Raw genomic sequence first — 23,825 nt, 5'->3', positions numbered from 1 at the left:
CCATCGCTCCCCAGGTCGTCAGCCGCTCTGACCCGGGCCACCCGGGCACGCGATGCCGCAGCCACAGGGGTACCTCCTCAGATCGCGGTCGTGCCGGGGAGCACGGGCGACACCGAAAGACGTCGCCTGCCGGATCATCAACGAGAGAGGCGCACCTGGGGGTACGTGCCACGCGGTCACTCACCTGAACGAGTGACCGCGTGGCACGTTTGCGTCAGTGCCGTACGTCAGAGCCGCACGCCGGCACGACGGTCCGTCAGCGCTTGCGCACGCCTTCGGCGAGCTCCGCGGCGAGTTCGCGGACCGCGGCGTAGCCGGCGTCCTCGGACGGGGCGTCGAGCAACCGCTGCACGAAGGCGGAGCCGACGATCACACCGTCGGCGAAGGCCGCGACCTCGGCCGCCTGGGCGGCCGTGGAGACACCGAGCCCGACGCAGACCGGCAGCGCGGTCGTCGCCCTGGTCCGCTTGACCAGGTCCTCGGCGAGCTCGCCGACCTGGCTGCGGGTACCCGTGACGCCCATGACGGCTGCAGCGTAGACGAAGCCGGTGCCGCTGGCGGTGATCTTCGCCAGCCGCTCGTCCCGGCTGGAGGGCGCGACCACGAAGACCGTGGCCAAGCCGTGCTCCTCGGCCGCGGCGAGCCAGGGACCGGCCTCCTCGACCGGAAGGTCGGGCAGGATGCAGCCCGCTCCCCCCGAGGCGGCCAGGTCGGCGGCGAAGCGGGCCGCCCCGTAGCGGTCGACCGGGTTCCAGTAGGTCATGACCAGCACCGGGGTGGCCGGGTTGGCGGTGGTGACCTCGCGGACGGTCGCCAGCACGTCCCGGGTGCGGATGCCGTTGCGCAGCGCGATGTCGTCGGCGGTCTGGATGGTCGGGCCGTCCAGGACCGGGTCGCTGTGCGGCAGGCCGATCTCAACGACGTCGCAGCCGCCGTCGATCAGCGCCTGCACGGCCTTGGCCGCGCCGGGGATGGTGGGGAAGCCCGCCGGGAGGTAGCCGACGAGGGCGGCGCGGTTCTCCGCCTTGGCGGCGGCGAGGGTGGTCTCCAGCTGTCGGTTCATCAGTTCCCCGCCTCGTCCAGCAGGCCGAAGTACTCGGCGGCCGTGTGCATGTCCTTGTCCCCGCGCCCGGAGAGGCTGACCAGGATCACCGCGTCCGGGCCGAGTTCGCGCCCCAACTCCAGGGCCCCGGCGAGGGCGTGCGCGCTCTCGATGGCGGGGATGATGCCCTCGGTGCGCGACAGCAGCCGCAGCGCCGACATGGCGTCGGCGTCGGTGCAGGGCCGGTACTCGGCGCGGCCGGTGTCCTTGAGGTACGAGTGCTCGGGACCGACGCCCGGGTAGTCGAGACCGGCGGAGATGGAGTGGCTCTCGATGGTCTGGCCGTCCTCGTCCTGCAGGACGTAGGTGCGGGAGCCGTGCAGCACACCCGGGTCGCCCTTGGTCAGGGTCGCCGCGTGGCGCGGGGTGTCGACGCCCTCCCCCGCCGCCTCGATGCCGACCAGGCGCACGCCCGCGTCGGGGATGAAGTCGTAGAAGATCCCCATCGCGTTGGAACCGCCGCCGACGCACGCGACGACGGCGTCCGGCAGGCGGCCGACGCGTTCCTGGACCTGGCCGCGGGCCTCGATGCCGATGACGCGGTGGAAGTCGCGGACCATCATGGGGAAGGGGTGCGGGCCGGCGACCGTGCCGAAGAGGTAGTGGGTGGAGTCGACGTTGGCGACCCAGTCGCGGAACGCCTCGTTGATGGCGTCCTTGAGGGTGCGGCTGCCGGACTTCACCGGGACGACCTCGGCGCCGAGCATCCGCATCCGGGCGACGTTCAGCGCCTGGCGCTGGGTGTCGACCTCGCCCATGTAGATGGTGCAGTCGAGGCCGAACAGTGCCGCGGCGGTGGCGGTGGCCACGCCGTGCTGGCCGGCGCCGGTCTCGGCGATCAGGCGGGTCTTGCCCATCCGGCGGGTGAGCAGGGCCTGCCCCAGCACGTTGTTGATCTTGTGCGAGCCGGTGTGGTTGAGGTCCTCGCGCTTGAGCAGGACGCGGGCGCCGCCGGCCTCGGCGGAGAAGCGGCGGACGTCGGTGAGCGGGCTGGGCCGCCCGGTGTAGTCCTTCAGCAGGGCGGCGAGCTCGGCGCCGAAGGCGGGGTCGCCCTTGGCCTTCTCGTACTCGTCGGCGACCTGCTCGACGGCGGCGACCAGCGCCTCCGGGATGAAGCGCCCGCCGTACGCGCCGAAGTACCCGCGTGGGTCCGGCGTGGTCATTTCCGTGGTGATGTCGTTGGACGACATAGGTGTGATGGTCCCTCAGATGTGTGGGCCGATGGGTTGGCGCGAAGGGGCGACCTCAGCGGTCGCCGCAGCCCTGCCATCGACGCCCGGGCACCTGGCCGGGCTCGGCACCGATCACGTAGCGCACGCGCCGCCCGAGCACCCGGCGCGCGGGCGCGCGGCAGCCGCGCGGACGGCAACCGGGCTGGAGGCGGGCGGACATGGCCATGAGGGTACCGGTCAGCCCCGGCTGTGGCGGATGGCCGGGTGGGCGCCGGCGGCGACCAGGTCGGCCACGGCCGCCTTGGGGTCGCGGCCGGTCACCAGGGACTCGCCGACGAGGACCGCGTCGGCGCCCTCGTTGGCGTACGCGATCAGGTCGTGCGGGCCGCGCACCCCGGACTCGGCGATCTTCACAATGTGCGCCGGGATGGAGGGGGCCACGTTGGCGAAGGTGTCCCGGTCGACCTTGAGGGTCTTCAGGTTGCGGGCGTTCACGCCGATGATGCGGGCGCCGGCGTCGACCGCGCGCTCGACCTCCTCCTCGTCGTGCACCTCGACCAGCGGGGTGAGCCCGATGGACTCCGCCCGCTCGATCAGCGAGACCAGCGCGGGCTGGTCGAGTGCGGCGACGATCAGCAGGGCCAGGTCGGCGCCGTAGGCGCGGGCCTCCCACAGCTGGTAGGCGGTGACGATGAAGTCCTTGCGCAGCAGTGGGGTGTCGACCGCCGCGCGGACCGCCCTGAGGTCGGCGAGCGAACCGCCGAAGCGGCGCTCCTCGGTGAGCACGGAGATGGCGGCGGCGCCGCCCGCGGCGTAGTCGGCGGCGAGCGCGGCCGGGTCGGCGATGGCGGCGAGCGCGCCCTTGGACGGGCTGGAGCGCTTCACCTCGCAGATCACCCGGACACTGTCCCCGCGCAGCGCGGCGACCCCGTCCTTGGCCTGAGGCGCGCGGGCCGCGAGCTCCTTGAGCTCCTCCAGGGACACCCGGCTCTGGCGCTCCGCGAGGTCCTCACGGACACCGGCGATGATCTCGTCGAGCACGCTCTCGCTCACGCGGGACGCCCCCTTCTCAGGTGTGGATGGACAGCTTCGACATGCGGGCTGCCAGATCGATGGTATCCGCAGCGACCACCACAGCCTGCATCGAAGCCCGCACGGTCTCGCCCACCGGACACGACGGTGCTGGTCACGGCGCAGACAGCGGGACGGCCGGCGGGGCCATGAACGACCCGACCGGCAGGTTGCGCAGGACGGTGAAGGCGACCAGTCCCGCGATCAGCACCCACAGCCAGGTCCGGCCGGGGCCGGCGACGGGGGTCCGCAGCCCGCGCGCCGCGCGGTACGTCCAGCGGAGCCACAGCAGCCCGGCCACCGTGCACGACACCACGACGAGCAGGTTGTCGTGCAGGGCGGCGGGAAGATCACCCCGGGTCAGCGCGTGTACAGAGCGCAGCCCGCCGCAGGCCGGACACCACCAGCCGGTGAGCCGCAGGAACGGGCAGACCGGGTAGTGGCCGGGACGGTTGGGGTCCACCGTGCCGACGTACGCCGTGGCCGCGGCGACGGCCGCGAAGGCGACCGCCGGCGCGGTGAGCGTCCTGGCGGGTTGCGGTGCCACGGTGGCCCCTGCCGGGGGCGGTGTCAGGAAGCGACGCCGGAAGCGACCGGGGTCTTCGTCGCGGTGCTGACAGCCGGCGTCACATGGGGCTTCTTGCCGAAGCCGGCCACCGACATGGCCTTGCCGACGATCGGTCCGACAGCCGCCACGACCAGGCCGACTACGACCAGCACGGGGCTGGGGACGACCATGGCCACACCGGCGACCATGAAGCCGAGGAAGCAGATCGACACGCCGGTCCAGGCGGCGGTGGTGTGTCCGTGGGCACTACCCGACATTGTTGCTCCTAGGTTGCACGTTAGCTCTCGGCACCCATTGTTCCGTACGGCGGAGGGCGACGTCGTACAGGGTGGCCCAACTCACGCCTACGTGGTCGGGTCCTCACCCCGGTCCATGGCCTTCCACAGGTCCGCGGGGGTCTCCGGGCCCGGCGCGGCGTGCCGCTTCCCGGTGGCGCCCGCCCCGGGGGCCTCGTAGCGGGAGGACATGCCCGGCCAGTCCCGGCCCCGGGCGACCACCAGCAGACCGGCGAGCAGGAGCAGTACTCCCCCGACGGCGGCGATCCAGGGCCAGGCGCTGTGGCTGACGTCCGCGGCGGCGGCCTGGGTGAGGCCCACCGCGCGGGCGGCCCTGCCGTCCAGAGCCGCGGTGCCGGTGGCGGCGAGCAGGGCCGACGCGACCACCCCGCTGCCGGCCAGGGCCAGCAGCACGCCCACGGCGCGGCGTGCCGCGCCGCGCACGGCGAAGACCGCGACCGCGGCGGCCAGCCCGACCAGGGCCAGCGCTCCGGGCAGGCCGCTGGTCTCGGAGCCGCTGACGCCGACGTGGATCGTCGTCGACTGGAAGGCGACGCTGCCCCGCGCCCAGGTCCGGCCCGCGGCGAGCAGGACGACGGCCGCGCCGAGGATGGTGAGCAGCAGCATCAGCGCGAGGCTGCGGCGGTCGGTCCTCGCCCGCTCGGCCACGGTCGCGGCGGGAGCCGTGGCTTCGGCGGGCTGTTCGGTCCGGGGCTGGGGCAGAGCGGTCACCGCTCCAGTGTGCCCTGCACGCCGGAGTCCGCCGGACGCAGGGTGCTCGCGGTGGCGACCGCACGCAGCACCGCCGCCGCCTTGTTGCGGCACTCGGCGTCCTCACTCACCGGGACGGAGTCGGCGACGACGCCCGCGCCCGCCTGGACGTACGCCCTGCCGTCGCGGATCAACGCGGTGCGGATGGCGATCGCGGTGTCGGAGTCCCCGGCGAAGTCGAGGTAGCCGACGCAGCCGCCGTAGAGGCCGCGCCGGGTGGGCTCGAGCTCCTCGATGATCTGCATGGCGCGGGGTTTGGGCGCACCGGAGAGCGTCCCCGCGGGGAAGCAGGCGGTGAGGACGTCGAAGGCGGTGCGGTCCTCGGCGACCTGGCCGGTGACGGTGGAGACGATGTGCATGACGTGGCTGTAGCGCTCGACGGTCATGAACTCCACGACCTCGACGCTGCCGGGCGCGCAGACCCGGCCGAGGTCGTTGCGCCCGAGGTCGACCAGCATCAGGTGCTCGGCCCGCTCCTTGGGGTCGGCGAGCAGCTCGGCCGCCAGGTCGGCGTCCTCCTCGGGGGTGGCGCCGCGGTGCCGGGTCCCGGCGATGGGGTGGACCATGGCGCGGCCGTCCTCGACCTTGACCAAGGCCTCGGGGCTGGAGCCGACGACGTCGAAGGCTGCCGCGTCAGCGGTGCCCGCGAACCGGAAGAGGTACATGTAGGGGCTGGGGTTGGTCGCGCGCAGAACGCGGTAGACGTCGAGGGAGCTGGCCGGGCAGGGGACCTCGAAGCGCTGCGAGGGGACGACCTGGAAGGCCTCCCCGGCGCGGATCCGCTCCTTGACCTCCTCCACGGCGGCCCGGTACGGGGCGCCGCCGAACGGGGAGACGGCCTCGACCGCCGCGACCGGGCTGAACACGGCCGCGCCGGCGTCGACCGGCCGGGCCAGGTCGGCGGTCATCGCGTCCAGGCGGGCGACCGCGTCGGCGTAGGCGGCGTCCACGCCGGTGGAGCGGTCGTCGTGGTTGACCGCGTTGGCGATCAGTAGGACGGTGCCGCTGGCGTGGTCGAGGGCGGCGAGGTCGGTGGCGAGCAGCATGGTGAGCTCGGGCAGTCCGAGGTCGTCCGGGGCGATCGTGGGGATCTTCTCCAGGCGGCGGACCACGTCGTAGCCGAGGTAGCCGACCATGCCGCCGGTGAACGGCGGCAGTTCCCCGTCGCGGTGCAGGTCACGGGGCGTGTGCAGGGCCTCGACGGTGGCGCGCAGGACCTGCAGGGGGTCACCCGAGGTGGGGACACCGACGGGGGGCGTGCCGATCCAGTGGGCCCCGCCCTCGGCGTCGACGCTGAGGGCGGCGCTGCAGCGGACGCCGACGAAGGAGTAGCGGGACCAGGAGCGGCCCTGCTCGGCGGACTCGAGCAGAAAGGTGTCGGGGCGCTCGGCGGCGAGCTTGCGGTACAGGCCGACGGGAGTGTCGCCGTCCGCGAGGAGCCGCCGGGTGACCGGGATGACCCGGCGGTCGACGGCGAGCTTGCGGAAGGTCTCGAGGTCGGGGGTGACGGTGCCGGTGGTCATGGTCGGGAGCCTACTTCTCGGTGACCGTGCCGAGGGCCAACTCCCCTGCGTCAAAACAGGTGCGGTCGCCGGTGTGGCAGGCGGCGCCGATCTGCTCGACCTTGACCAGTACGGTGTCGCCGTCGCAGTCGAGAGCCACGGACTTCACCCGCTGGACGTTGCCCGAGGTGTCGCCCTTGACCCAGTACTCGCGGCGGCTGCGGGACCAGTAGGTGCAGCGGCCGGTGGTGAGGGTGCGGTGCAGGGCCTCGTCGTCCATCCACCCCAGCATCAGCACTTCACCGGTGTCGTACTGCTGCGCGACAGCGGGGACCAGGCCCTGGGGGTCGCGCTTGAGGCGGGCGGCGACCGCGGGGTCGAGAGCGGTGGTGCCCGGGGTGGCGGGGGTTTCAGACATGCCACCCATTGTGCCAAGAACGGCACCCGATCCTTCAATGCATATCATCCCAATACCGGAAATTCCGGCTGACGGTGTCTCAAGATCTGGCACGGAGAGGGCTTCGGCCGGTACCGCCCGGGCATCCTGTACCGCATGAACACCTCACGGAGCCGGGTGGCCGTCGCGGTCGCCGGAGTCGGCCTGGTCCTGGCCGTGGCCGTGGTCCTGGCTGTGACCCTGGGCGGAGGCGGGAACCGCAAGCCGAACGCGTCCGACGCGGCACCCGGCAGCGCAACGCCCCGGACGGTCCGGTCGGCCCCCGCGACCCCGACACCGACACCGAGCGCAGTCCCGAACACCTTCAGCTGGATCAGCCTGCAGGCCGGCGACTGCTTCAGCGAGCCCAACAAGACGCCGGGGATCACCCGCCTCAGCAAACGCGACTGCCGGCAGCCGCACGACGCCCAGGTGATCGGCCTGGCCACGCTACCCGCCGGTCTGGTCTCCGACGTCGACATCCAGCGCAAGGCGCTCAGCCTCTGCGGGCCCGTCGCCGGGCCGGTGGACAGCCGTCAGCCCAGCGGCATGACCAAGGTGCTGAACGAGTACTCGCTGTTCCCCGACCTGGCCTCGTACAGATCCGGCGTACGCACCCTCACCTGCGCGCTCGACATCGGCGACCGCGACAGCAAGCTCACCGCTCCCCTGCGATGACAGCCCATCAGCCGTACCCTGTCGTCATGCCGAACTCCGCGCGACGCGAGCGCCTGCTACTGGTGGACCTGTTGGAGAGCGTCGGCCCCGACGCCCCCACCCTCTGCGAGGGCTGGACCACGCGGGAGCTCGCCGCCCACCTCGTCGTCCGCGAGCGCCGTCCCGACGCCGCCGGCGGCATCCTCGTCAAGCCGCTGGCGGCGCGGCTCGCCAAGGTGCAGGGCGAGTACGCGGCCAAGCCCTACGAGGAACTGCTGGAGCTGATCCGCACCGGCCCGCCGAAACTGTCGCTGTTCGGGATCCCCGGCGCTGACGCTGCGAGCAATGTCGTGGAGTACTTCGTGCACGGCGAGGACGTCCGCCGGGCCCAGCCCGATCTGGGGCCGCGCGTCCTGGACGCCGAGTTCGCCGACGAACTCTGGAGCCGGCTCGGCCGGATGGCCTGGCTGTCCGGCCGCCGCTCGCCAACCGGCCTGGTGCTGCGCCGCCCCGACGGCCAGACCGTCGTGGCCCGCAAGGGCTCCCCCGTCGTCACCGTGACCGGCGAGCCCGGCGAGCTGCTGCTGTTCGTCACCGGACGGCAGGCCAAGGCCGACGTGGAGCTGGCGGGCGAGAAGGAAGCGATCGCCAAGGTGCAGACCGCGGAGCTGGGGACGTAGCAGCGGGGCCGCTAGCGCACGGGGTGCCCGGCGGCCCGCAGCGCCTGCTTGACCTCGCCGATGCGCAGGTCGCCGAAGTGGAACACGCTCGCCGCCAGGACCGCGTCCGCGCCCGCCTCGACGGCGGGCGCGAAGTCCGCCAGCTTCCCCGCGCCGCCGCTGGCGATCACCGGGATACCGACCTGCTTGCGGACCGCGCGCAGCAGCTCCAGGTCGTAGCCGTCCTTGGTGCCGTCGGCGTCCATGGAGTTGAGTAGGATCTCGCCCGCGCCCAGTTCCGCCGCCCGCTCGGCCCATTCGACGGCGTCCAGTCCGGTGCCCTGCCGGCCGCCGTGGGTGGTGACCTCGAATCCGGACGCGGTCTCGGTGCCCTGCTGCACCCGGCGGGCGTCGACCGAGAGCACCAGCACCTGGCGGCCGAAGCGCTGGGCGATCTCGCGCAGCAGTTCCGGGCGGGCGATGGCGGCGGTGTTGACGCCGACCTTGTCCGCGCCCGCGCGCAGCAGCCGGTTCACGTCCTCGACCTCGCGCACGCCGCCGCCCACGGTGAGCGGGATGAACACCTGCTCAGCGGTGCGGCGCACCACGTCGTAGGTGGTCTCCCGGTCGCCGGAGGAGGCGGTGATGTCGAGGAAGGTGAGCTCGTCGGCGCCCTCGGCGTCGTAGAGCTTGGCCATCTCGACCGGGTCGCCCGCGTCACGGAGGTTCTGGAAGTTGACGCCTTTGACCACCCGCCCGGCGTCGACGTCCAGGCAGGGGATGACGCGAACGGCGAGGGTCATGCGGTGGGCTCCAAGCTGTCTTTGCGGTAGGCCTCGACCTCGACCTCCACGGCCATCCGGGAGTCGAGCAGTGCGCTGACCACGACGAGGGTGGCGGCGGGCCGGACCGAGTCGAAGAGTTCCTTGTGGACCCGGCCGACGTCGTCGACGTCGCGGGCGTGGGTGACGTACATCCGGGTGCGGACCACGTCGGCGGCGGTCAGGCCGAACTGGGAGAGGGCGTCCAGGGCCACGCCGAAGGCGGTGCGGGCCTGGTCGTACGGCGAGCCCTCGAAGCGGACGCGGCCGTCGTCCCAGGCGGTGCACCCCGAAACGAGCACGAAGTCGCCCACGGCCACAGCCCGGGAGAAACCGAACTGGTCCTCCCAGGGGCTGTAGCCGTTGACCCGTACCGGGGGCACTGCCTGACGCTGCGTCGCCTCACGATCGGTCATGCCGTGGTCATCTCCTTAGGCGACTGTCGCCAGCGCCTCTTCGAGGGTGAATGCCTGAGCGTAGAGGGCCTTGCCCACGATCGCGCCCTCCACACCCTGCGCGACGAGTGTGGCGATGTCGCGCAGGTCCTGCAGCGAGGACACACCGCCGCTGGCGACCACGGCCCGATCGGTGGCGGCGCAGACGTTGCGCAGCAGCTCCAGGTTGGGGCCGCTGAGCGTGCCGTCCTTGTCGACGTCGGTGACCACGTAGCGGGCGCAGCCCTCGGCGTCGAGGCGGGCCAGCGCCTCGTAGAGGTCGCCGCCCTCGCTGGTCCAGCCGCGGCCGCGCAGGGTGGTGCCGACGACGTCGAGGCCGACCGCGATGCGGTCGCCGTACTCGGCGATGGCCTTGGCGACCCAGTCCGGGGACTCCAGGGCGGCGGTGCCGAGGTTGACCCGGGCGCAGCCGGTGGCGAGGGCGGCGCGCAGCGAGTCGTCGTCGCGGATGCCGCCGGACAGCTCGACCTTGACGTCGAGGCGGCCGGTGACCTCGGCGAGCAGCGCCCGGTTGTCGCCGGTGCCGAAGGCGGCGTCCAGGTCGACCAGATGGATCCACTCGGCGCCGGCCTGCTGCCAGGCCAGGGCGGCGGCCAGCGGCTCGCCGTAGGAGGTCTCGGAGCCGGAGGCGCCCTTGACCAGGCGTACGGCCTGGCCGTCGCGGACGTCGACGGCGGGCAGCAGGACGAGGCGGTCAGTGCTCACAGCGAGTCGATCCAGTTCTTCAGCAGGGTCGCGCCGGCGTCGCCGGACTTCTCGGGGTGGAACTGCGTGGCGGCCAGCGGGCCGTTCTCGACGGCGGCGACGAACGGCTCGCCGTGCTCGGCCCAGGTGACCAGCGGCGGACGCAGCTGCTCGATGGGCGGCAGCTCCCAGTGCCGGACGGCGTAGGAGTGGACGAAGTAGTAGCGGGCGTCCTCGTCCAGGCCGGCGAAGAGGGTGCTCTCCGCCGGGGCCTTGACCGTGTTCCAGCCCATGTGGGGGACGATCGGGGCCTGCAGCGGCTCGACCGTGCCGGGCCACTCGTCGCAGCCCTCGGTCTCGATGCCGTGCTCGACGCCGCGGGCGAAGAGGATCTGCATCCCCACGCAGATCCCGAGCACCGGGCGGCCGCCGGAGAGTCGGCGCCCGATGACGCGCTCGCCGCGCACGGCCCTGAGCCCCTCCATGCAGGCGGCGAAGGCGCCGACGCCGGGGACGAGCAGCCCGTCGGCCTCCAGCGCGGTGCGGAAGTCCGAGGTGACCTCGACCTCCGCGCCGACGCGCTCCAGGGCGCGTTGAGCGGAGCGGAGGTTGCCCGAGCCGTAGTCGAGGACGACCACGCGCTTCGCCATCAGAGTCGACCTTTCGTTGGAGCTAGAGCCGCATCAGCCCGGTGGCCAGGCACATGCCGGAGCCGAGGGCGAGCAGCAGGATGACGCCCTTGGGCAGCTTCTGCTTCCAGAACGAGATGACGCCGCCGAGCAGGAAGAGGCCGAGGAAGATGAAGACGATGGTGGAGGTGTTCATCGGTTACAGCGCACCCTTGGTCGAGGGGAGGATCCCGGCCGCGCGCGGGTCCAGCTCGCTGGCGTACCGCAGCGCCCGGGCGAGCGCCTTGAACTGGCACTCGACAATGTGGTGGGCATTGCGTCCATACGGTACGTGCACATGCAGGGCGATCTGCGCCTGGGCCACGAACGACTCCAGTATGTGCCGGGTCATGGTGGTGTCGTAGGTCCCGATCATGGGGGCCATGCTCTCCGGCTCGGTGTGCACCAGGTAGGGGCGGCCGGAGAGGTCCACGGTGACCTGGGCGAGCGACTCGTCCAGCGGCACGGTGCAGTTGCCGAAGCGGTAGATGCCGACCTTGTCGCCCAGCGCCTGCTTGAACGCGGCGCCCAGCGCGAGGGCGGTGTCCTCGATGGTGTGGTGGGTGTCGATGTGCAGGTCGCCGTCGGTCTTGACGGTGAGGTCGAAGAGACCGTGCCGGCCGAGCTGGTCCAGCATGTGGTCGTAGAAGCCGACGCCGGTGCTGATGTCGGTCCTGCCCTTGCCGTCGAGGTCGATCTCGACCTTGACGGAGGTCTCCTTGGTGGTGCGCTCGATGCGCCCGATGCGGGTCATGAAGGGTTACAGCTCCTTGGTTCCAGCGTCTTTGACGACGCTGCGGACGGCGTCGAGGAAGGCGTCGTTCTCGGCCGGGGTTCCGGCAGTGACGCGCAGCCACCCCGGGACGCCGTTGTCACGGACCAGCACCCCGTGGTCAAGGATCGACTGCCACACCGCGTGGGCGTCGTCGAAGTGCCCGAACTGGACGAAGTTGGCGTCGGAGTCGGTGACCCGCAGGCCCATCGCCCGCAGCTCGGTGACCAGGCGGTCGCGCTCGGCCTTGAGGATGTCGACGTAGCCGAGCAGGGTGTCGGTGAACTCCAGCGCGGCCAGCGCGGTGGCCTGGGTGACGGACGAGAGGTGGTACGGCAGCCGGACCAGCTGGACCGCGTCCACCACCGCCGGGTCCGCGGCCAGGTAGCCGAGCCGCAGGCCCGCGGCGCCGAACGCCTTGGACATGGTGCGGGTGACCACCAGCAGCGGACGGCCCTCGGTGAGCGGCAGCAGCGAAGGCTGGTGCGAGAACTCGCCGTACGCCTCGTCGATGATCACCACGGTCGGCTTGACCGCCTGCGCGGCCTGGTACAGGGCGAGGACGGTGTCGCGGTCGACGGCGGTGCCGGTGGGGTTGTTGGGCGAGCAGACGAACAGCACGTCCGGGCGTTCCGCGGCGATGACGGCACGGGCCGCGTCCAGGTCGATGGTGAAGTCGTCGTTGCGCGGCCCGGAGATCCACGCGGTGCCGGTGCCCCGGGCGATCAGGTCGTGCATCTGGTACGTCGGCGCGAAGCCGAGCGCACTGCGGCCGGGACCGCCGAAGGTCTGCAGCAGCTGCTGCAGGATCTCGTTGGAGCCGTTGGCGGCCCACACGTTGGCGCGGCCGACGGTGTGCCCGGTGGCCCGGGTCAGGTACCCGGCCAGGCCGTCGCGCAGCTCGACCGCGTCCCGGTCCGGGTAGCGGTTGAGGTTCCGGGCCGCCTCGGCGACGCGCTCGGCGATCCGCCGCACCAGCGGCTCGGGCAGCGGGTAGGGGTTCTCGTTGGTGTTGAGCAGGACCGGCACGTCGAGCTGCGGCGCTCCGTACGGTGACTTGCCCCTGAGCTCGTCGCGGACGGGAAGGTCGTCGATCCTCATCCGTTGGGAACCGTCCAATCGAATCGCGCGCGCACGGCGTCGCCGTGTCCGGGCAGGTCCTCGGCGTTGGCGAAGGTGACGACGTGTTTGGCCACGTCGGCGAGGGCGTCGCGGGTGTAGTCGACGACGTGGATGCCGCGGAGGAAGGTCTGCACGCTCAGGCCGGAGGAGTGGCAGGCGCAACCACCGGTCGGCAGCACGTGGTTGGAGCCCGCCACGTAGTCGCCGAGCGACACCGGGGCGTAGGCGCCGACGAAGATCGCGCCCGCGTTGCGGACCCGGGCGGCGACGGCGGCGGCGTCGGCGGTCTGGATCTCCAGGTGCTCGGCGGCGTAGGCGTTCACCACGTCCAGGCCCTGGTCGACAGAGTCGACCAGGATGATCCCTGACTGCTTGCCGGCCAGTGCCTCGCGGACCCGGGCCTCGTGCCGGGTCGCGGCGACCTGCGTCTTCAGCTCGCCCTCGACCGCCTCGGCGAGCGCGAGGGAGTCGGTGACCAGGATCGAGGCGGCGTTGGGGTCGTGCTCGGCCTGGCTGATCAGGTCGGCGGCGACGTGGCGCGGGTCGGCGGTGTCGTCGGCGAGGACCGCGATCTCGGTGGTTCCGGCCTCGGCGTCGATCCCGATCCGGCCCTTGAGCAGGCGCTTGGCGGCGGCGACATAGATGTTGCCGGGTCCGGTGACCAGGTTGACCTGGGCACACTCCCCCGCGCCGTAGGCGAACATGGCGATGGCCTGGGCACCGCCCACGGCATAGACCTCGTACACGCCGAGCAGCGCGCAGGCGGCCAGGATGGTCGGGTGCGGGAGGCCGCCGTGCTCTTTCTGCGGCGGGGAGGCCAGCGCCAGGCTGGGCACTCCGGCCTCCTGCGCCGGGACGACGTTCATGACCACGGACGAGGCCAGCGGCGCGAGACCGCCCGGCACGTAGAGGCCGACCCGGTCGACCGGCACCCAGCGCTCGGTGACGCTGCCGCCGGGGACGACCTGGGTGGTGTGGTCGGTGCGGCGCTGGTCGCGGTGGACCAGGCGGGCGCGGCGGATCGACTCCTCCAGCGCGGCTCGGACCTCCGGGTCCAGCTGCTCCAGTGCGGCGTCGACGGCCGCCCTGGGCACCCGGATGTCGGTGATCCGCACCCCGTCGAAACGCTCGGTGATCTCTATCAGCGCCTCGACGCCACGATGGCGCACGTCCTCGCAGATCGGCCGCACCCGCTCGAGTGCGGCCTCGACGTCGAGCTCGGCGCGGGGCAGAACGGCGCGCGGGTCGTCGGTGGAGCCTCTGAGGTCGATTCGCGAAATCACACGGCCCAGTCTACGGAGCAGCCGAAACCACCGTCCCGCTGTACCAAGTCTTGGGACGCCCCCGTTCGGCGCCCGCCGGCTGGCCCCGGACCCGCAGCACTGACACGCTGACCCCCGGAGGCCCACTCGCGAGTTCGGCACCCCCGGACTTCGTCCGGGGGTGCCCCCCTCACGCCGCACCCCCTGTTCGCCCGTATCGGCAAGCTGCCACGAGCGCGACCCGGTACGGGCACCCCCCAGTGGTGGCCGGTATAGCGCTGGACACGCGGACGCCGCCGACCCGTACTCTTGCGCTCGTGACGGAACGGCTCCCCCTCTTTCCCCTGGGCACAGTGCTCTATCCCGGCCTGGTGCTGCCCTTGAACGTCTTCGAGGAGCGCTACCGCCGTCTCGTCGCCGACCTCGTGTCGGGACCCGAGCCCTACCGCTTCGGCGTCGTCGCGATCCGCGACGGCCGCGACGTCGCCCCGACCGGACAGGACGGGGGGAACCAGGCTCTCGCCGGGCTGGGCTCCGACGCGGCGCACTCGCTGTTCGACCTGGGCTGCGTCGCGGAGATCGCCTCCGTCGAGTCGCGCAAGGACGGCGGCTACGACCTGATCGCGACCGGCACCACCCGCTTCCGGGTGCAGTCCTTCGACGCCACCGGCCCCTACCTCACCGCCGAGGTCGAGCGCGTGCCCGAGGAGTTGGGGGCGGAGGCCACGATGCTGGCCGCCGCCGTCGAGCGGGTGTTCCGCGCCTACCAGAAGCGCCTCGCCGGCGCCCGCGAGAGCACAGTGACCGGGCTGCAGGACCTCCCGGACGACCCGATGGTGCTCTCGTACCTGGTCGCCGCCGCGTCCGTGTTCGACACCACCGACAAGCAGCGGCTGCTCGCGGCGGACACGGCCGTCGAACGGCTCACGGCCGAGCTCGCCCTGCTGCGCCGCGAGAACGCGGTGCTGGCGAAGCTGCCCTCGCTGCCGGCCGTGGAACTGACCCGGCAGGCCTTCAACCCCAACTGACCTGACTGACCTGCGCCACCGAACAGCCTCCGGCGGAACGGCTCCGGTCAGGAGACCGTGACCTGGGCCGGCGAGGACTGGACCGGAGCCGCCCAGTACGTCCCCGGATAGACCCAGGAGTAGGTGCCGGTGCCCGTCGCCCGCACCTCGGCGGTGAGCTGGCCCTGCCCGTCCGAGGAGACCTGAGCCACGGCTTTCGGGGTCCTGCAGCCCTTCGCGCAGAACTCCAGGGTGACCTTCTGGCCCGGGTTGGGCACCCAGGTCTGCGAGCGCCAGTCGGGCTGCTGCAGCGCACCGTTGATGGTGATCAGCTCGCCCTTCGTCGCGGTCTGCGGGGAGCCGAAGTTGGCCAGCTGCCCGGCTTTGAGCACCGAGAAGGTACCCGCCTTGTCCTCCTGGCGCCGATCGCCGTCGCGGCCGTGCGCGGTGGCCTGCAGGTACCAGACGCCGGCCATGTTGTCGAAGATCTGCTTCTTGGCGACGTCGACGGAGGCCGTGCCGGTGCACACGGACACCGTCGCGGACTTCGCCGTGCACTGCGTCGGGCTGGCCGGTCGCACCGCGTAGTTGGAACCCCACAGGCCGACCGAGTCCACCGAACTGATCCCCGAGTTGTCCTCGGCGGTCACGCTGAAGGAGAAGGCGGCACTGTCGGAGGGCCCGAGCACGATCGGGTGACCGCCGTTGACCACGACGCCGGTGATCCTGGTGTCACCGGTGGACTGCTGCTCCTGGATCGACGGAAGCAGGATGCCGCCGACCGCGAGAACCCCGGACACCAGCAGGAGCACTGACCTTCTACGCATGATCTCCCAGCACCTGCTCGGCTCGCGGACAGACCCCATTGTCACCCGCGCGTCCAGCGCGAGGTACCGACCGACTGGTCGGATACTCGGATACGCTGCGTTCCGGTTGGGTATGGGCTCCGGAACAGCGCGGCCGGTCACTCCTCCACTGCCGCCCAAACGCCGGTCGGGCTGAGGAAGAGGTGTTGGACGTGGACCGCTGTGTCGTCCTGGTGGATGCCGGATACCTGCTCGGAGCCGCCGCGAGCCTGCTCGCCGGGGAGAGCTCCCGATCCCGGATCACGATCGAGCACAGCGAGCTGATCCGGCAGCTGCGCGAACGCGCCGAGGCGGAGACCGGGCTGCCGCTGCTCCGCATCTACTGGTTCGACGCCGCGCCCGACCGCAGGCCCATGCCGGAGCACCGGCGCCTGCGGGTGATGCCGAGGGTGACCGTACGCCTGGGCGCGCTGACCCGCGCCGAGGGCCGCCTGGTGCAGAAGGGCGTGGACGCGGCGATGCACGCCGAGCTGTCCGAGCTGGCCCGCAACCGGGCCTGCGCCGACGTGGTCCTGGTCACCGGCGACGGCGACCTGCTGCCGGGCATGATGGCCGCCAAGGACTACGGCGTGGCCGTGCACCTCTGGGCGGTCCAGGCTGCCGACGGTGACTTCAACCAGTCCGAGGACCTGGTCGCGGAGGCCGACGAGCGGCGGGTGCTGGACCGCGAGTGGATCACCCGTTCGGTGCAGGTGCGCGAGGCTCCGCTGCCCTGCCCGCCCACCGAGACCCACCCCGAGTTCGCCAAGATCCTCTCCGCCTCCCAGCCCGCCACCGTTCCCGACACGCCCGAGGAACTGGTCACCGCGTCGGTGGCCGCGGCCAAACCCGCGTCGAAGGTGCCCACCCCCAAGGAGATCGCCGCCGGGATCGCCTCCGCCCGCCCGGCCGCCGTACCGCCCGCGCCCTCGCTGCTGCGCTGGTCCTCCGACCGCGGCCTGGTGGAGCGCCAGGGCGAGGGCAGCAGCCCCTCCGACACCATCCCCACCCTCACCCAGCTCACCACCGCCGAGCAGAAGTGGGCCGACCGCGAGGAGGACATCACCACCGTCGGCGGCGACCCCACCGAGGTCGGCCAGGTCTTCGCCCGTCGCTGGACCGAGCGGCTGGGCGACCCCGGACGGCTCGTCGGCCTGTGGACCGACTACCCCCGCGTGCCGCACCGGATCGACGGCGAGCTGCTGCGCTACGCCGCGCGCTTCGGGCTGCTCGCCCACAAGGACGACCAGATCGACGAGCACGACCGCTACGCCATCAGGGCCGGCTTCTGGCGCGAGCTCGCCACCCGCGTCCCCGGCGGCGAAGCCCTCACGCTGGACTGACCCGCAGGTAAGACCGACCGGCAAATGGTGGCTGGCGTCGCGGGGCGATGGCTCTCGCCTGGACGGCTTCTCGTCAGTCGACCGATGCTCCGCATCGACTCCCTCCTCGGCACCCCCCGCCCGTCGCCCGACCACCACCCCCAAGGGAAGCGCTTCGCGCCCCCTCCCGACCCTCGCCCCGCTCCTTCATCCAGCCACCATTTGCCGGTCGGTCTAAGCTGGTCACTCTTCCGGGCAGCCCCGGCGACCGCGGGGCACCCCGCGCCCTTTGTACGCACCTGCGCGGCGTACAGTCGTCGCCTGTCGGTACGGACTGGCAGGGAGCACGTGGAAACGAACGACCTGGGGGCCGATGGCCGTCGGCGGAGACTTGAGCGGCTCCGCCGCGCGGGCGCCGGCCGTCTGGCGCCTCCGATTGCAAGGCGCCGGGACGCCCTTGTAGCGGAGCTACTGGGACCCGCGGCGCCAGCCGCTGATGGTACGGCCGGCAACGCGGCAAGCGGTGGTGCCAGACGGGGCGCGCCCGACGGCCATCGGCCCCCAGGTCGTACAGCTGGACCCACGGCGGCGGCGACGTCCGCGCCGCCGGACAACTGCTGCACGGTCAGGGAACTGACCAAGGAGTACCGCAGCGGGCGCGGCGCGAAGGCGATCACCGTCCGGGCGAACGCCGGGATCTCCCTCGACATCAGGCGCGGCGAGGTGTTCGGTCTGCTCGGCCCGAACGGCGCGGGCAAGTCCACGCTGGTGCGCCAGCTCACCGGGCTGCTGCGCCCCGACAGCGGCCGGATCGACATCCTCGGCCACGACATCGTCCGCCGGCCGGAACGCGCCTCGCGCCTGCTCGCCTACCTCGGCCAGGAGTCGACGGCGCTGGACGAGCTGACCGTCTCCCTCGCCGTCGAGACCACCGCCCGGCTGCGCGGCCTGTCCGCCGCCGCGGCCCGCGCCGCCCGGGACGCCGTGCTCGCCGAACTCGCGCTGGAACCCCTCGCCGGCCGGCCGCTGGCGAAGCTCTCCGGCGGCCAGCGCCGCCTCGCCTGCTTCGCCACCGCTCTGGTCGGCGAGCGCCCGCTGCTGGTCCTGGACGAGCCCACGACGGGCATGGACCCGGTCGCGCGCCGCGCGGTCTGGGCCGCCGTGGACCGCCGTCGCGCCGAGCAGGGCGTCACTGTCCTGCTGGTCACCCACAACGTGATCGAGGCGGAGACGGTCCTCGACCGGGTCGCCGTCGTCGACGAGGGCCGGGTCATCGCCTGTGACACGCCCGGCGGGCTGAAGGCCCTGGTGGACGGGGACGTCCGGCTCGACCTGGTGTGGCGCGAGGAGGCGCCGCTCGGGCTGCCGCTGATCGCCGCGCTCGGAGCGCGGGCGGTGCGGAACGGCCGCCGCTGGACCGTGCGGGCCACCCCGGACGAGGCCCGCGACCTGGTCGCCGAGGTGACCTCGGGGCCGGCCTTCGCCGCCCTGGACGACTTCTCGCTGACCACACCGAGCCTCGAGGACGTGTACCTGCTGCTGGGCGGCCGGCACGAGGGGCTGGCCAGATGAGCGCCGCCGTCCTCGCACCCCGCTCGGCGCTGCTGCCCTCGCTCGGCGCCGTCTACCGGGCCCAGCTCTCGCGGGCCCGGGTCGCCCGGATCCCGCTGCTGTTCGTCGCCACGTTCCAGTCCCTGGGGATCATGGTGATGTTGCGCGGGGTGGTGAGCACCGGCTCCGGCGGCTCGGCCCGCGACCTGGAGGCGGCCCGGGCCGTGGTCGCCGGTTCGACCGTGCTGGTGGTGGCCTTCGTCGCGCTGAACCTGCTCGCCCAGTACTTCGGGAGGCTGCGCGCCACCGGCGGCCTCGACCACTACGCGACGCTGCCGGTGCCCGCCGCTTCGGTGGTGCTCGGGACGGCCGCGGCGTACGCCTCCTTCACCGTGCCGGGGACACTGCTGACGGCGGTCGTCGGCTGTGCGCTGTTCCAGCTCAGCTGGGTGCACCTGTGGGTGCTCGCGCTGGTGGTCCCGCTGGCGGGCGCGGCCCTCGCCGGGGTGGGCGCGGCCTGCGGACTGCTGGCGAGCCGTCAGGAGATCGCGACGCTGCTGGGCCAGCTCGGCATGTCGGCGGCGCTGCTGCTGGGGGTGCTGCCGCCCAGCCACATGCCGACGCCGATCCAGTGGCTGCGGGACCTGCTGCCGTCGACCTACGGTGTGGAGGCGCTGGCCCGTACCTTCGCGACGCACCCCGACTGGGCGGCCGTGGCCGCGGACCTGGCCGTCTGCGCGGTCGTCGGCGTGCTGTCACTGGCCCTGGCGACCCGGGCCTACCGGCGCGCCGCGACCAGGATGTGAGCGTGCGTCCGCACACGCGGGCGTGCGACGATGACGCCGTGACCGCACCCCACACCTTCCAGGACGCCCCACCGCTACCGGCGCGCCCCCCGCGCAACCTGCGCGCCGAGCTGGTGATCGCCGCCGCCCTGGTGGCGGGATCCGCCCTGCTCGGCGTGCTGATGGGCGCGCTCTGGCATTGGCTGGCACCCAGGGTGCCGCTGTACGCGGACACCAGTGCGGTCTACCTCAAGGACCCGGAGGGCGAGCAGGCGGTCGGCGCCGACGGCACCTTCGCGCTGATCGGCCTCGGCATCGGCCTGCTTGCGGGGGCGGCCGCCTACTGGACCACCCGCGCCCGCCAGGGCGGGATCACGGTCGCCGTCGGGCTGACCGCCGGCGGACTGCTCGGCGGGTACGTCGCCGTGAAGCTGGGGGCGGCGCTCGGGCCCGGCAGCGACGTGGTCGCACTGGCCAGGTCCGTGCCGACCGGGCAGACCTTCTACGGCCCGCTGAAGCTCACCGCGCAGGGCGTTCTGGTCGCCTGGCCGATCGCCGCGCTGGCCGTGCTGGTCGGCCTCACAGCCCTCTTCACACCCCGGCCGGCGCCGGCGCCGGCCCACGAGGAGACACCTCCGCAGGACGGTCCCGACACGCCGTAGGGCCGCGCTAGGGTGGGTGCCTACCCCGTCCGGACCCTTGCATGAGGAGCGCCCTTACCGTGGCCGACAGCTTCGTTCACCTGCATGTTCACACCGAGTACTCGATGCTGGACGGGGCCGCGAAGAACGGCAAGCTGATCACCGAGGTCGAGCGGCTCGGCATGCCCGCAGTGGCCATGTCGGACCACGGAAACATGTTCGGGGCCTACGAGTTCCAGAAGATCGCCAAGAAGAGCGCAGTCAAGCCCATCATCGGGATCGAGGCCTATGTCGCGCCTGAGTCCCGATTCCACAAGAAGCAGGTGTTCTGGGCGCCGGGCGGGCAGCGCAGCGCCAACGCCGACGGCGAAGGCGGCAAGGACGTATCGGGTGGCGGTCGCTACACCCACATGACGATGTGGGCGGAGAACCCCGAGGGCCTGCGAAACCTGTTCAAGCTCTCCTCGCTGGCGTCCATGGAGGGCTATTACATGAAGCCCCGGATGGACCGCGAGCTGATCGCCGCGAACGCATCCGGGATCATCGCGACGACCGGCTGCCCCTCCGGCGAGGTGCAGACCCGGCTGCGGCTCGGCCAGTACGACGAGGCCGTCAAGGCCGCCAGCGCCTACCAGGACATCTTCGGCAAGGAGAACTACTTCCTGGAGCTGATGGACCACGGCCTGGACATCGAGCGCAGCGTCCGCGAGGACCTGCTGCGGGTGGCCAAGCACCTGAACATCCCGCTGCTGGCGACCAACGACTCGCACTACGTCACCGAGGACCAGGCGGACGCGCACGACAACCTGCTCTGCGTGGGCGTGGGCAAGAACAAGGACGACCCGAACCGGTTCAGGTTCAACGGGTCGGGCTACTACATCAAGACCCCGGAGGAGATGCGGGCGCTGTTCAGCGAACTCCCCGAAGCCTGCGACAACACGATCGCCATCGGCGAGCGCATCCAGCCCTACGACGAAGTCTTCACCTACGTCGACCGGATGCCGCAGTTCGATGTCCCCGAAGGCGAGACGCAGGCGTCGTACCTGCGCAAGAAGATCGAGGCGGGGCTGAAGGTCCGCTACGGTGACAGCCCCAGCCAGGAGGTCCTGGACCGGGTCGAGTTGGAGATGAGCGTCATCTCCCCGATGGGCTTCGACGCCTACTTCCTCGTGGTCGCGGACATCTGCCAGCACGCACGCGACAACGGCATCCCGGTCGGCCCCGGCCGTGGATCGGCGGCCGGTTCGATGGTGTCGTACCTGACCCGGATCACCGAGCTCGACCCGCTCGAGCACGACCTGTTGTTCGAGCGGTTCCTCAACCCCGAGCGCATCAACCCGCCCGACGTCGACATCGACTTCGACGACCGCCAGCGCGACCAGATGGTCCGTTACGTCACCGACAAGTACGGCGAGGCCTACACCGCCCAGGTCAACACTTTCGGCACGATCAAGGCCAAGGCCGCCGTCAAGGACGCCAACCGCATCCTCGGCTACCCCTTCTCCATGGGCGACCGGATCACCAAGGCCATGCCGCCGGACGTGATGGGCAAGGGCGTCCCGCTCTACGCACTCTTCGACGAGTCCCACCCCCGGTACTCCGAGGGTGGCGAGATCCGGGCGATGTACGAGAACGAGCCCGACGTCAAGAAGATCATCGACACCGGCAAGGGTATCGAGGGCCTGACCCGCGGCACGGGCGTCCACGCCGCCGCCGTCATCCTCTCCTCGACCCCGCTGCTCGAGCTGATCCCGCTGCACCGCCGCGACAAGGACGGCGTGATCATCACCGGGTTCGACTATCCGTCGTGTGAAGACATGGGTCTGATCAAGATGGATTTCCTGGGGCTGCGAAATCTGGGCATCATCGACCACGCCATCAAAATCATCAAAGCGAACCGGGGGGTGGACGTCGACACCGAGAAGCTGCCGATCGACGACCCCACGACCTACGACCTGCTCGCTCGCGGTGACACCCTGGGCGTGTTCCAGCTCGACGGCGGCCCCATGCGGGCCCTCCTGAAGCTGATGAAGCCGACCGAGTTCGCCGACATCTCCGCCGTCTCGGCCCTGTACCGCCCCGGCCCCATGGGCATGAACTCGCACACCAACTACGCGCTGCGGAAGAACGCCCAACAGGAGATCACCCCGATCCACCCCGAGCTGGAGAAGCCGCTGCAGGAGGTGCTCGGCCCCACCTACGGCCTGATCGTCTATCAGGAGCAGGTGCAGCGAGCCGCGCAGGTACTGGCCGGCTACAGCCTCGGACAGGCCGACCTGCTCCGCCGCGCCATGGGCAAGAAGAAGAAGGAGGTCCTGGAGCAGGAGTTCGTCCCCTTCCACGCGGGCTGCAAGGAGCGCGGCTACTCGGACGAGGCCATCCAGGCGGTGTGGGACGTCCTGGTCCCGTTCGCCGGATACGCCTTCAACAAGTCGCACTCCGCCGCGTACGGGCTCGTCTCCTACTGGACCGCCTACCTCAAGGCGAACTACCCCGCCGAGTACATGGCGGCGCTGCTCACGTCGGTGTCCGACGACAAGGACAAGATGGCGATCTACCTCGCCGAGTGCCGCCGCCTGGGCATCAAGATCCTGTCCCCGGACGTGAACGAGTCCGTCGTCGACTTCACCGCCGTCGGCGACGACGTCCGCTTCGGCCTGAAGGCCGTCCGCAACGTCGGCGTCCCCGTCATCGAGTCCCTGGTCAAGTCCCGCACCGAGAAAGGTAAGTACACCTCCTTCGCGGACTTCCTCGACAAGGTCGAACTGGTGGTGTGCAACAAGCGCACCGTCGACTCCCTGATCAAGGCCGGGGCCTTCGACTCGCTCGGTCATACCCGCCAGAGCCTGGTCTCCGTGCACGAGAACGCCATCGACTCGGTCACCAGTCTGAAGAAGCAGCAGGCGATCGGGCAGGACGACCTGTTCGGTGCGATGGACACCGGCGGCGAGGCCCAGTCCATCGGCCTGGACTTCGAGCTCTCCGACCGGGAGTGGCCGCGCAAGCACCTGCTCAGCCTGGAGCGGGAGATGCTGGGCCTGTACGTCTCCAGCCACCCGCTGGACGGCGCCGAGCACATCCTCTCCCGCAACCGGGACGTCTCGATCGCCGAACTGCTCGGCTCCGGCCGCATCGAGGGCGAGGTCAAGCTCGCCGGGCTGATCACCGGGGTGGACCGCCGCATCAACAAGGCGGGCAACGCCTGGGCGATCGTGACCATCGCCGACCGCGACGGCTCGGTCGAGGTGCTGTTCTTCCCCAAGAACTACATGCTGATCCAGCAGGAGCTGATCGAGGACAACGTCGTCTCGGTCCGGGGCCGGCTCAACGACCGCGACGGCGCGCTGTCCATCTTCGGTTCCGAACTGGCCCCGCTGGACATCTCGTCGGCCGAGAACGGCGGCAAGCCGCCGGTCGTGCTCACCGTCCCCGAGCCGAAGATCACCGCACCGCTGGTGGCCGAGCTCAAGCGGTCTCTGAAGGCCCACCCGGGGGACGTCCCGGTCCGGCTGCGGATGGAGGGGCGGCGGAAGAGCACGGTGTTCGAGCTGGGCTTCCTGGTGAACCCCGACAACGGCTTCGCGAGCGAGATCAAGACGCTGCTGGGGCAGGGCGCCTGGAGCGTGTAGCCGCTACCCGCCGGGGCCCGGCGGGGGCCTGGATCCGGGCCCACGCCG

At 71.7% G+C, this 23,825-nt stretch carries 26 protein-coding genes; 8 read left to right on the top strand and 18 right to left on the bottom strand.

Translation table 11 applies throughout. The annotated features are described in order from the left end of the window. Positions 1-256: 256 nt before the first annotated feature. The 9 genes from trpA to hisI all read right to left on the bottom strand — a co-directional run bounded on the left by trpA (position 257) and on the right by hisI (position 6,879). Positions 257-1,063: a tryptophan synthase subunit alpha gene (trpA, locus tag ABIA33_RS08965; RefSeq protein ID WP_370079024.1), complete on the bottom strand. Its 807-nt coding sequence runs from the start codon at positions 1,061-1,063 to the stop codon at positions 257-259. Then, complete coding sequence (gene trpB / locus ABIA33_RS08960; RefSeq protein WP_370079022.1) at positions 1,063-2,292, bottom strand: tryptophan synthase subunit beta; 1,230 nt, start codon at positions 2,290-2,292, stop codon at positions 1,063-1,065. The genes trpA and trpB overlap by 1 nt, the downstream gene beginning before the upstream one ends. A 55-nt stretch (positions 2,293-2,347) precedes the next feature. Then, positions 2,348-2,515 (bottom strand): tryptophan biosynthesis modulator TrpM, encoded by a 168-nt coding sequence (trpM, locus tag ABIA33_RS08955; protein WP_370079080.1) that lies wholly within the window; start codon positions 2,513-2,515, stop codon positions 2,348-2,350. Then, complete coding sequence (trpC, locus tag ABIA33_RS08950) at positions 2,512-3,327, bottom strand: indole-3-glycerol phosphate synthase TrpC (RefSeq protein WP_370079020.1); 816 nt, start codon at positions 3,325-3,327, stop codon at positions 2,512-2,514. The genes trpM and trpC overlap by 4 nt, the downstream gene beginning before the upstream one ends. Before the next feature lie 133 nt (positions 3,328-3,460). Next, positions 3,461-3,892 carry a DUF2752 domain-containing protein gene (locus ABIA33_RS08945; RefSeq protein WP_370079018.1) on the bottom strand — a complete coding sequence of 144 codons (432 nt, stop codon included), beginning with the start codon at positions 3,890-3,892 and terminating at the stop codon, positions 3,461-3,463. 23 nt (positions 3,893-3,915) lie between these two features. Beyond that, complete coding sequence (locus tag ABIA33_RS08940; RefSeq protein WP_370079016.1) at positions 3,916-4,170, bottom strand: HGxxPAAW family protein; 255 nt, start codon at positions 4,168-4,170, stop codon at positions 3,916-3,918. 87 nt (positions 4,171-4,257) lie between these two features. Continuing rightward, entirely contained in the window at positions 4,258-4,920 is a 663-nt protein-coding gene (locus tag ABIA33_RS08935; protein ID WP_370079014.1) for a TIGR02234 family membrane protein, read from the bottom strand. Next, positions 4,917-6,482: an anthranilate synthase component I gene (locus ABIA33_RS08930; protein WP_370079012.1), complete on the bottom strand. Its 1,566-nt coding sequence runs from the start codon at positions 6,480-6,482 to the stop codon at positions 4,917-4,919. The genes ABIA33_RS08935 and ABIA33_RS08930 overlap by 4 nt, the downstream gene beginning before the upstream one ends. 10 nt (positions 6,483-6,492) lie before the next feature. Further along, on the bottom strand, positions 6,493-6,879 hold the full coding sequence (gene hisI / locus ABIA33_RS08925; protein ID WP_370079010.1) for a phosphoribosyl-AMP cyclohydrolase: 387 nt from the start codon (positions 6,877-6,879) through the stop codon (positions 6,493-6,495). Positions 6,880-7,014: 135 nt separating this feature from the next. Here hisI and ABIA33_RS08920 point away from each other — a divergent pair, with 135 nt between their 5' ends. After that, positions 7,015-7,575 (top strand): hypothetical protein, encoded by a 561-nt coding sequence (locus ABIA33_RS08920; protein WP_370079008.1) that lies wholly within the window; start codon positions 7,015-7,017, stop codon positions 7,573-7,575. A 26-nt stretch (positions 7,576-7,601) separates the two neighbouring features. Continuing rightward, positions 7,602-8,234, top strand: a complete 633-nt coding sequence (locus tag ABIA33_RS08915) for a TIGR03085 family metal-binding protein (protein WP_370079006.1) — start codon at positions 7,602-7,604, stop codon at positions 8,232-8,234. A gap of 11 nt (positions 8,235-8,245) precedes the next feature. Here ABIA33_RS08915 and hisF read toward each other — a convergent pair whose 3' ends face one another. Genes hisF through hisD form a run of 8 tightly spaced genes read right to left on the bottom strand, consistent with a single transcriptional unit; the run spans position 8,246 to position 14,018 of the window. Continuing rightward, positions 8,246-9,016: an imidazole glycerol phosphate synthase subunit HisF gene (gene hisF, locus ABIA33_RS08910; protein ID WP_370079004.1), complete on the bottom strand. Its 771-nt coding sequence runs from the start codon at positions 9,014-9,016 to the stop codon at positions 8,246-8,248. Further along, the gene (locus ABIA33_RS08905) at positions 9,013-9,450 is read right to left on the bottom strand and encodes a RidA family protein (RefSeq protein WP_370079002.1); all 438 of its coding nucleotides are present in this window, start codon (positions 9,448-9,450) and stop codon (positions 9,013-9,015) included. The genes hisF and ABIA33_RS08905 overlap by 4 nt, the downstream gene beginning before the upstream one ends. 15 nt (positions 9,451-9,465) lie before the next feature. Further along, a complete protein-coding gene (priA, locus tag ABIA33_RS08900) occupies positions 9,466-10,194 on the bottom strand; it encodes a bifunctional 1-(5-phosphoribosyl)-5-((5-phosphoribosylamino)methylideneamino)imidazole-4-carboxamide isomerase/phosphoribosylanthranilate isomerase PriA (protein ID WP_370079000.1) in 729 nt (242 codons plus the stop codon). Beyond that, complete coding sequence (gene hisH / locus ABIA33_RS08895; RefSeq protein WP_370078998.1) at positions 10,191-10,823, bottom strand: imidazole glycerol phosphate synthase subunit HisH; 633 nt, start codon at positions 10,821-10,823, stop codon at positions 10,191-10,193. Before hisH ends, priA begins: the two co-directional genes overlap by 4 nt. A 22-nt stretch (positions 10,824-10,845) precedes the next feature. Further along, positions 10,846-10,998, bottom strand: a complete 153-nt coding sequence (locus ABIA33_RS08890; protein WP_370078996.1) for a hypothetical protein — start codon at positions 10,996-10,998, stop codon at positions 10,846-10,848. A 3-nt stretch (positions 10,999-11,001) separates the two neighbouring features. Further along, positions 11,002-11,595 carry an imidazoleglycerol-phosphate dehydratase HisB gene (hisB, locus tag ABIA33_RS08885; RefSeq protein WP_370078994.1) on the bottom strand — a complete coding sequence of 198 codons (594 nt, stop codon included), beginning with the start codon at positions 11,593-11,595 and terminating at the stop codon, positions 11,002-11,004. Between the two features lie 6 nt (positions 11,596-11,601). Next, the gene (locus ABIA33_RS08880; protein WP_370078992.1) at positions 11,602-12,714 is read right to left on the bottom strand and encodes a histidinol-phosphate transaminase; all 1,113 of its coding nucleotides are present in this window, start codon (positions 12,712-12,714) and stop codon (positions 11,602-11,604) included. Beyond that, the gene (hisD, locus tag ABIA33_RS08875; RefSeq protein WP_370078990.1) at positions 12,711-14,018 is read right to left on the bottom strand and encodes a histidinol dehydrogenase; all 1,308 of its coding nucleotides are present in this window, start codon (positions 14,016-14,018) and stop codon (positions 12,711-12,713) included. Before hisD ends, ABIA33_RS08880 begins: the two co-directional genes overlap by 4 nt. Positions 14,019-14,314: 296 nt before the next feature. On the opposite strand from hisD, the gene ABIA33_RS08870 reads away from it, so the two are divergent. Next, positions 14,315-15,025 carry an LON peptidase substrate-binding domain-containing protein gene (locus ABIA33_RS08870; protein ID WP_370078988.1) on the top strand — a complete coding sequence of 237 codons (711 nt, stop codon included), beginning with the start codon at positions 14,315-14,317 and terminating at the stop codon, positions 15,023-15,025. 47 nt (positions 15,026-15,072) lie between these two features. On the opposite strand, the gene ABIA33_RS08865 is transcribed toward ABIA33_RS08870, so the two are convergent. Continuing rightward, complete coding sequence (locus ABIA33_RS08865; protein WP_370078986.1) at positions 15,073-15,831, bottom strand: hypothetical protein; 759 nt, start codon at positions 15,829-15,831, stop codon at positions 15,073-15,075. Between the two features lie 191 nt (positions 15,832-16,022). On the opposite strand from ABIA33_RS08865, the gene ABIA33_RS08860 reads away from it, so the two are divergent. From ABIA33_RS08860 to dnaE, 5 genes are all read left to right on the top strand, one after another. Then, the gene (locus ABIA33_RS08860) at positions 16,023-17,192 is read left to right on the top strand and encodes an NYN domain-containing protein (RefSeq protein ID WP_370078984.1); all 1,170 of its coding nucleotides are present in this window, start codon (positions 16,023-16,025) and stop codon (positions 17,190-17,192) included. Between the two features lie 612 nt (positions 17,193-17,804). Further along, positions 17,805-18,743: an ABC transporter ATP-binding protein gene (locus ABIA33_RS08855; RefSeq protein ID WP_370079078.1), complete on the top strand. Its 939-nt coding sequence runs from the start codon at positions 17,805-17,807 to the stop codon at positions 18,741-18,743. Beyond that, the gene (locus ABIA33_RS08850; RefSeq protein WP_370078982.1) at positions 18,740-19,528 is read left to right on the top strand and encodes an ABC transporter permease; all 789 of its coding nucleotides are present in this window, start codon (positions 18,740-18,742) and stop codon (positions 19,526-19,528) included. Before ABIA33_RS08855 ends, ABIA33_RS08850 begins: the two co-directional genes overlap by 4 nt. Positions 19,529-19,566: 38 nt before the next feature. Further along, the gene (locus ABIA33_RS08845) at positions 19,567-20,169 is read left to right on the top strand and encodes a hypothetical protein (RefSeq protein WP_370078980.1); all 603 of its coding nucleotides are present in this window, start codon (positions 19,567-19,569) and stop codon (positions 20,167-20,169) included. A 59-nt stretch (positions 20,170-20,228) separates the two neighbouring features. After that, the gene (dnaE, locus tag ABIA33_RS08840; protein ID WP_370078978.1) at positions 20,229-23,777 is read left to right on the top strand and encodes a DNA polymerase III subunit alpha; all 3,549 of its coding nucleotides are present in this window, start codon (positions 20,229-20,231) and stop codon (positions 23,775-23,777) included. Positions 23,778-23,825 lie beyond the last annotated feature (48 nt).

The organism is Streptacidiphilus sp. MAP12-16, assembly GCF_041262165.1.
Taxonomy (GTDB): Bacteria; Actinomycetota; Actinomycetes; order Streptomycetales; family Streptomycetaceae; genus Streptacidiphilus.
This window is presented reverse-complemented; position numbering and strand designations above follow the sequence as displayed.

Excerpts from the sequence above, each read along its gene's own strand:
- ABIA33_RS08920 (WP_370079008.1), top strand. The coding sequence starts at position 7,015 with ATGAACACCTCACGGAGCCGGGTGGCCGTCGCGGTCGCCGGAGTCGGC.
- ABIA33_RS08880 (WP_370078992.1), bottom strand. The coding sequence starts at position 12,714 with ATGAGGATCGACGACCTTCCCGTCCGCGACGAGCTCAGGGGCAAGTCA.
- trpA (WP_370079024.1), bottom strand. The coding sequence starts at position 1,063 with ATGAACCGACAGCTGGAGACCACCCTCGCCGCCGCCAAGGCGGAGAAC.
- hisF (WP_370079004.1), bottom strand. The coding sequence starts at position 9,016 with ATGACCCTCGCCGTTCGCGTCATCCCCTGCCTGGACGTCGACGCCGGG.
- ABIA33_RS08905 (WP_370079002.1), bottom strand. The coding sequence starts at position 9,450 with ATGACCGATCGTGAGGCGACGCAGCGTCAGGCAGTGCCCCCGGTACGG.
- hisI (WP_370079010.1), bottom strand. The coding sequence starts at position 6,879 with ATGTCTGAAACCCCCGCCACCCCGGGCACCACCGCTCTCGACCCCGCG.
- trpB (WP_370079022.1), bottom strand. The coding sequence starts at position 2,292 with ATGTCGTCCAACGACATCACCACGGAAATGACCACGCCGGACCCACGC.
- ABIA33_RS08915 (WP_370079006.1), top strand. The coding sequence starts at position 7,602 with ATGCCGAACTCCGCGCGACGCGAGCGCCTGCTACTGGTGGACCTGTTG.
- ABIA33_RS08850 (WP_370078982.1), top strand. The coding sequence starts at position 18,740 with ATGAGCGCCGCCGTCCTCGCACCCCGCTCGGCGCTGCTGCCCTCGCTC.
- ABIA33_RS08930 (WP_370079012.1), bottom strand. The coding sequence starts at position 6,482 with ATGACCACCGGCACCGTCACCCCCGACCTCGAGACCTTCCGCAAGCTC.
- ABIA33_RS08865 (WP_370078986.1), bottom strand. The coding sequence starts at position 15,831 with ATGCGTAGAAGGTCAGTGCTCCTGCTGGTGTCCGGGGTTCTCGCGGTC.
- ABIA33_RS08940 (WP_370079016.1), bottom strand. The coding sequence starts at position 4,170 with ATGTCGGGTAGTGCCCACGGACACACCACCGCCGCCTGGACCGGCGTG.
- hisB (WP_370078994.1), bottom strand. The coding sequence starts at position 11,595 with ATGACCCGCATCGGGCGCATCGAGCGCACCACCAAGGAGACCTCCGTC.
- ABIA33_RS08890 (WP_370078996.1), bottom strand. The coding sequence starts at position 10,998 with ATGAACACCTCCACCATCGTCTTCATCTTCCTCGGCCTCTTCCTGCTC.
- hisH (WP_370078998.1), bottom strand. The coding sequence starts at position 10,823 with ATGGCGAAGCGCGTGGTCGTCCTCGACTACGGCTCGGGCAACCTCCGC.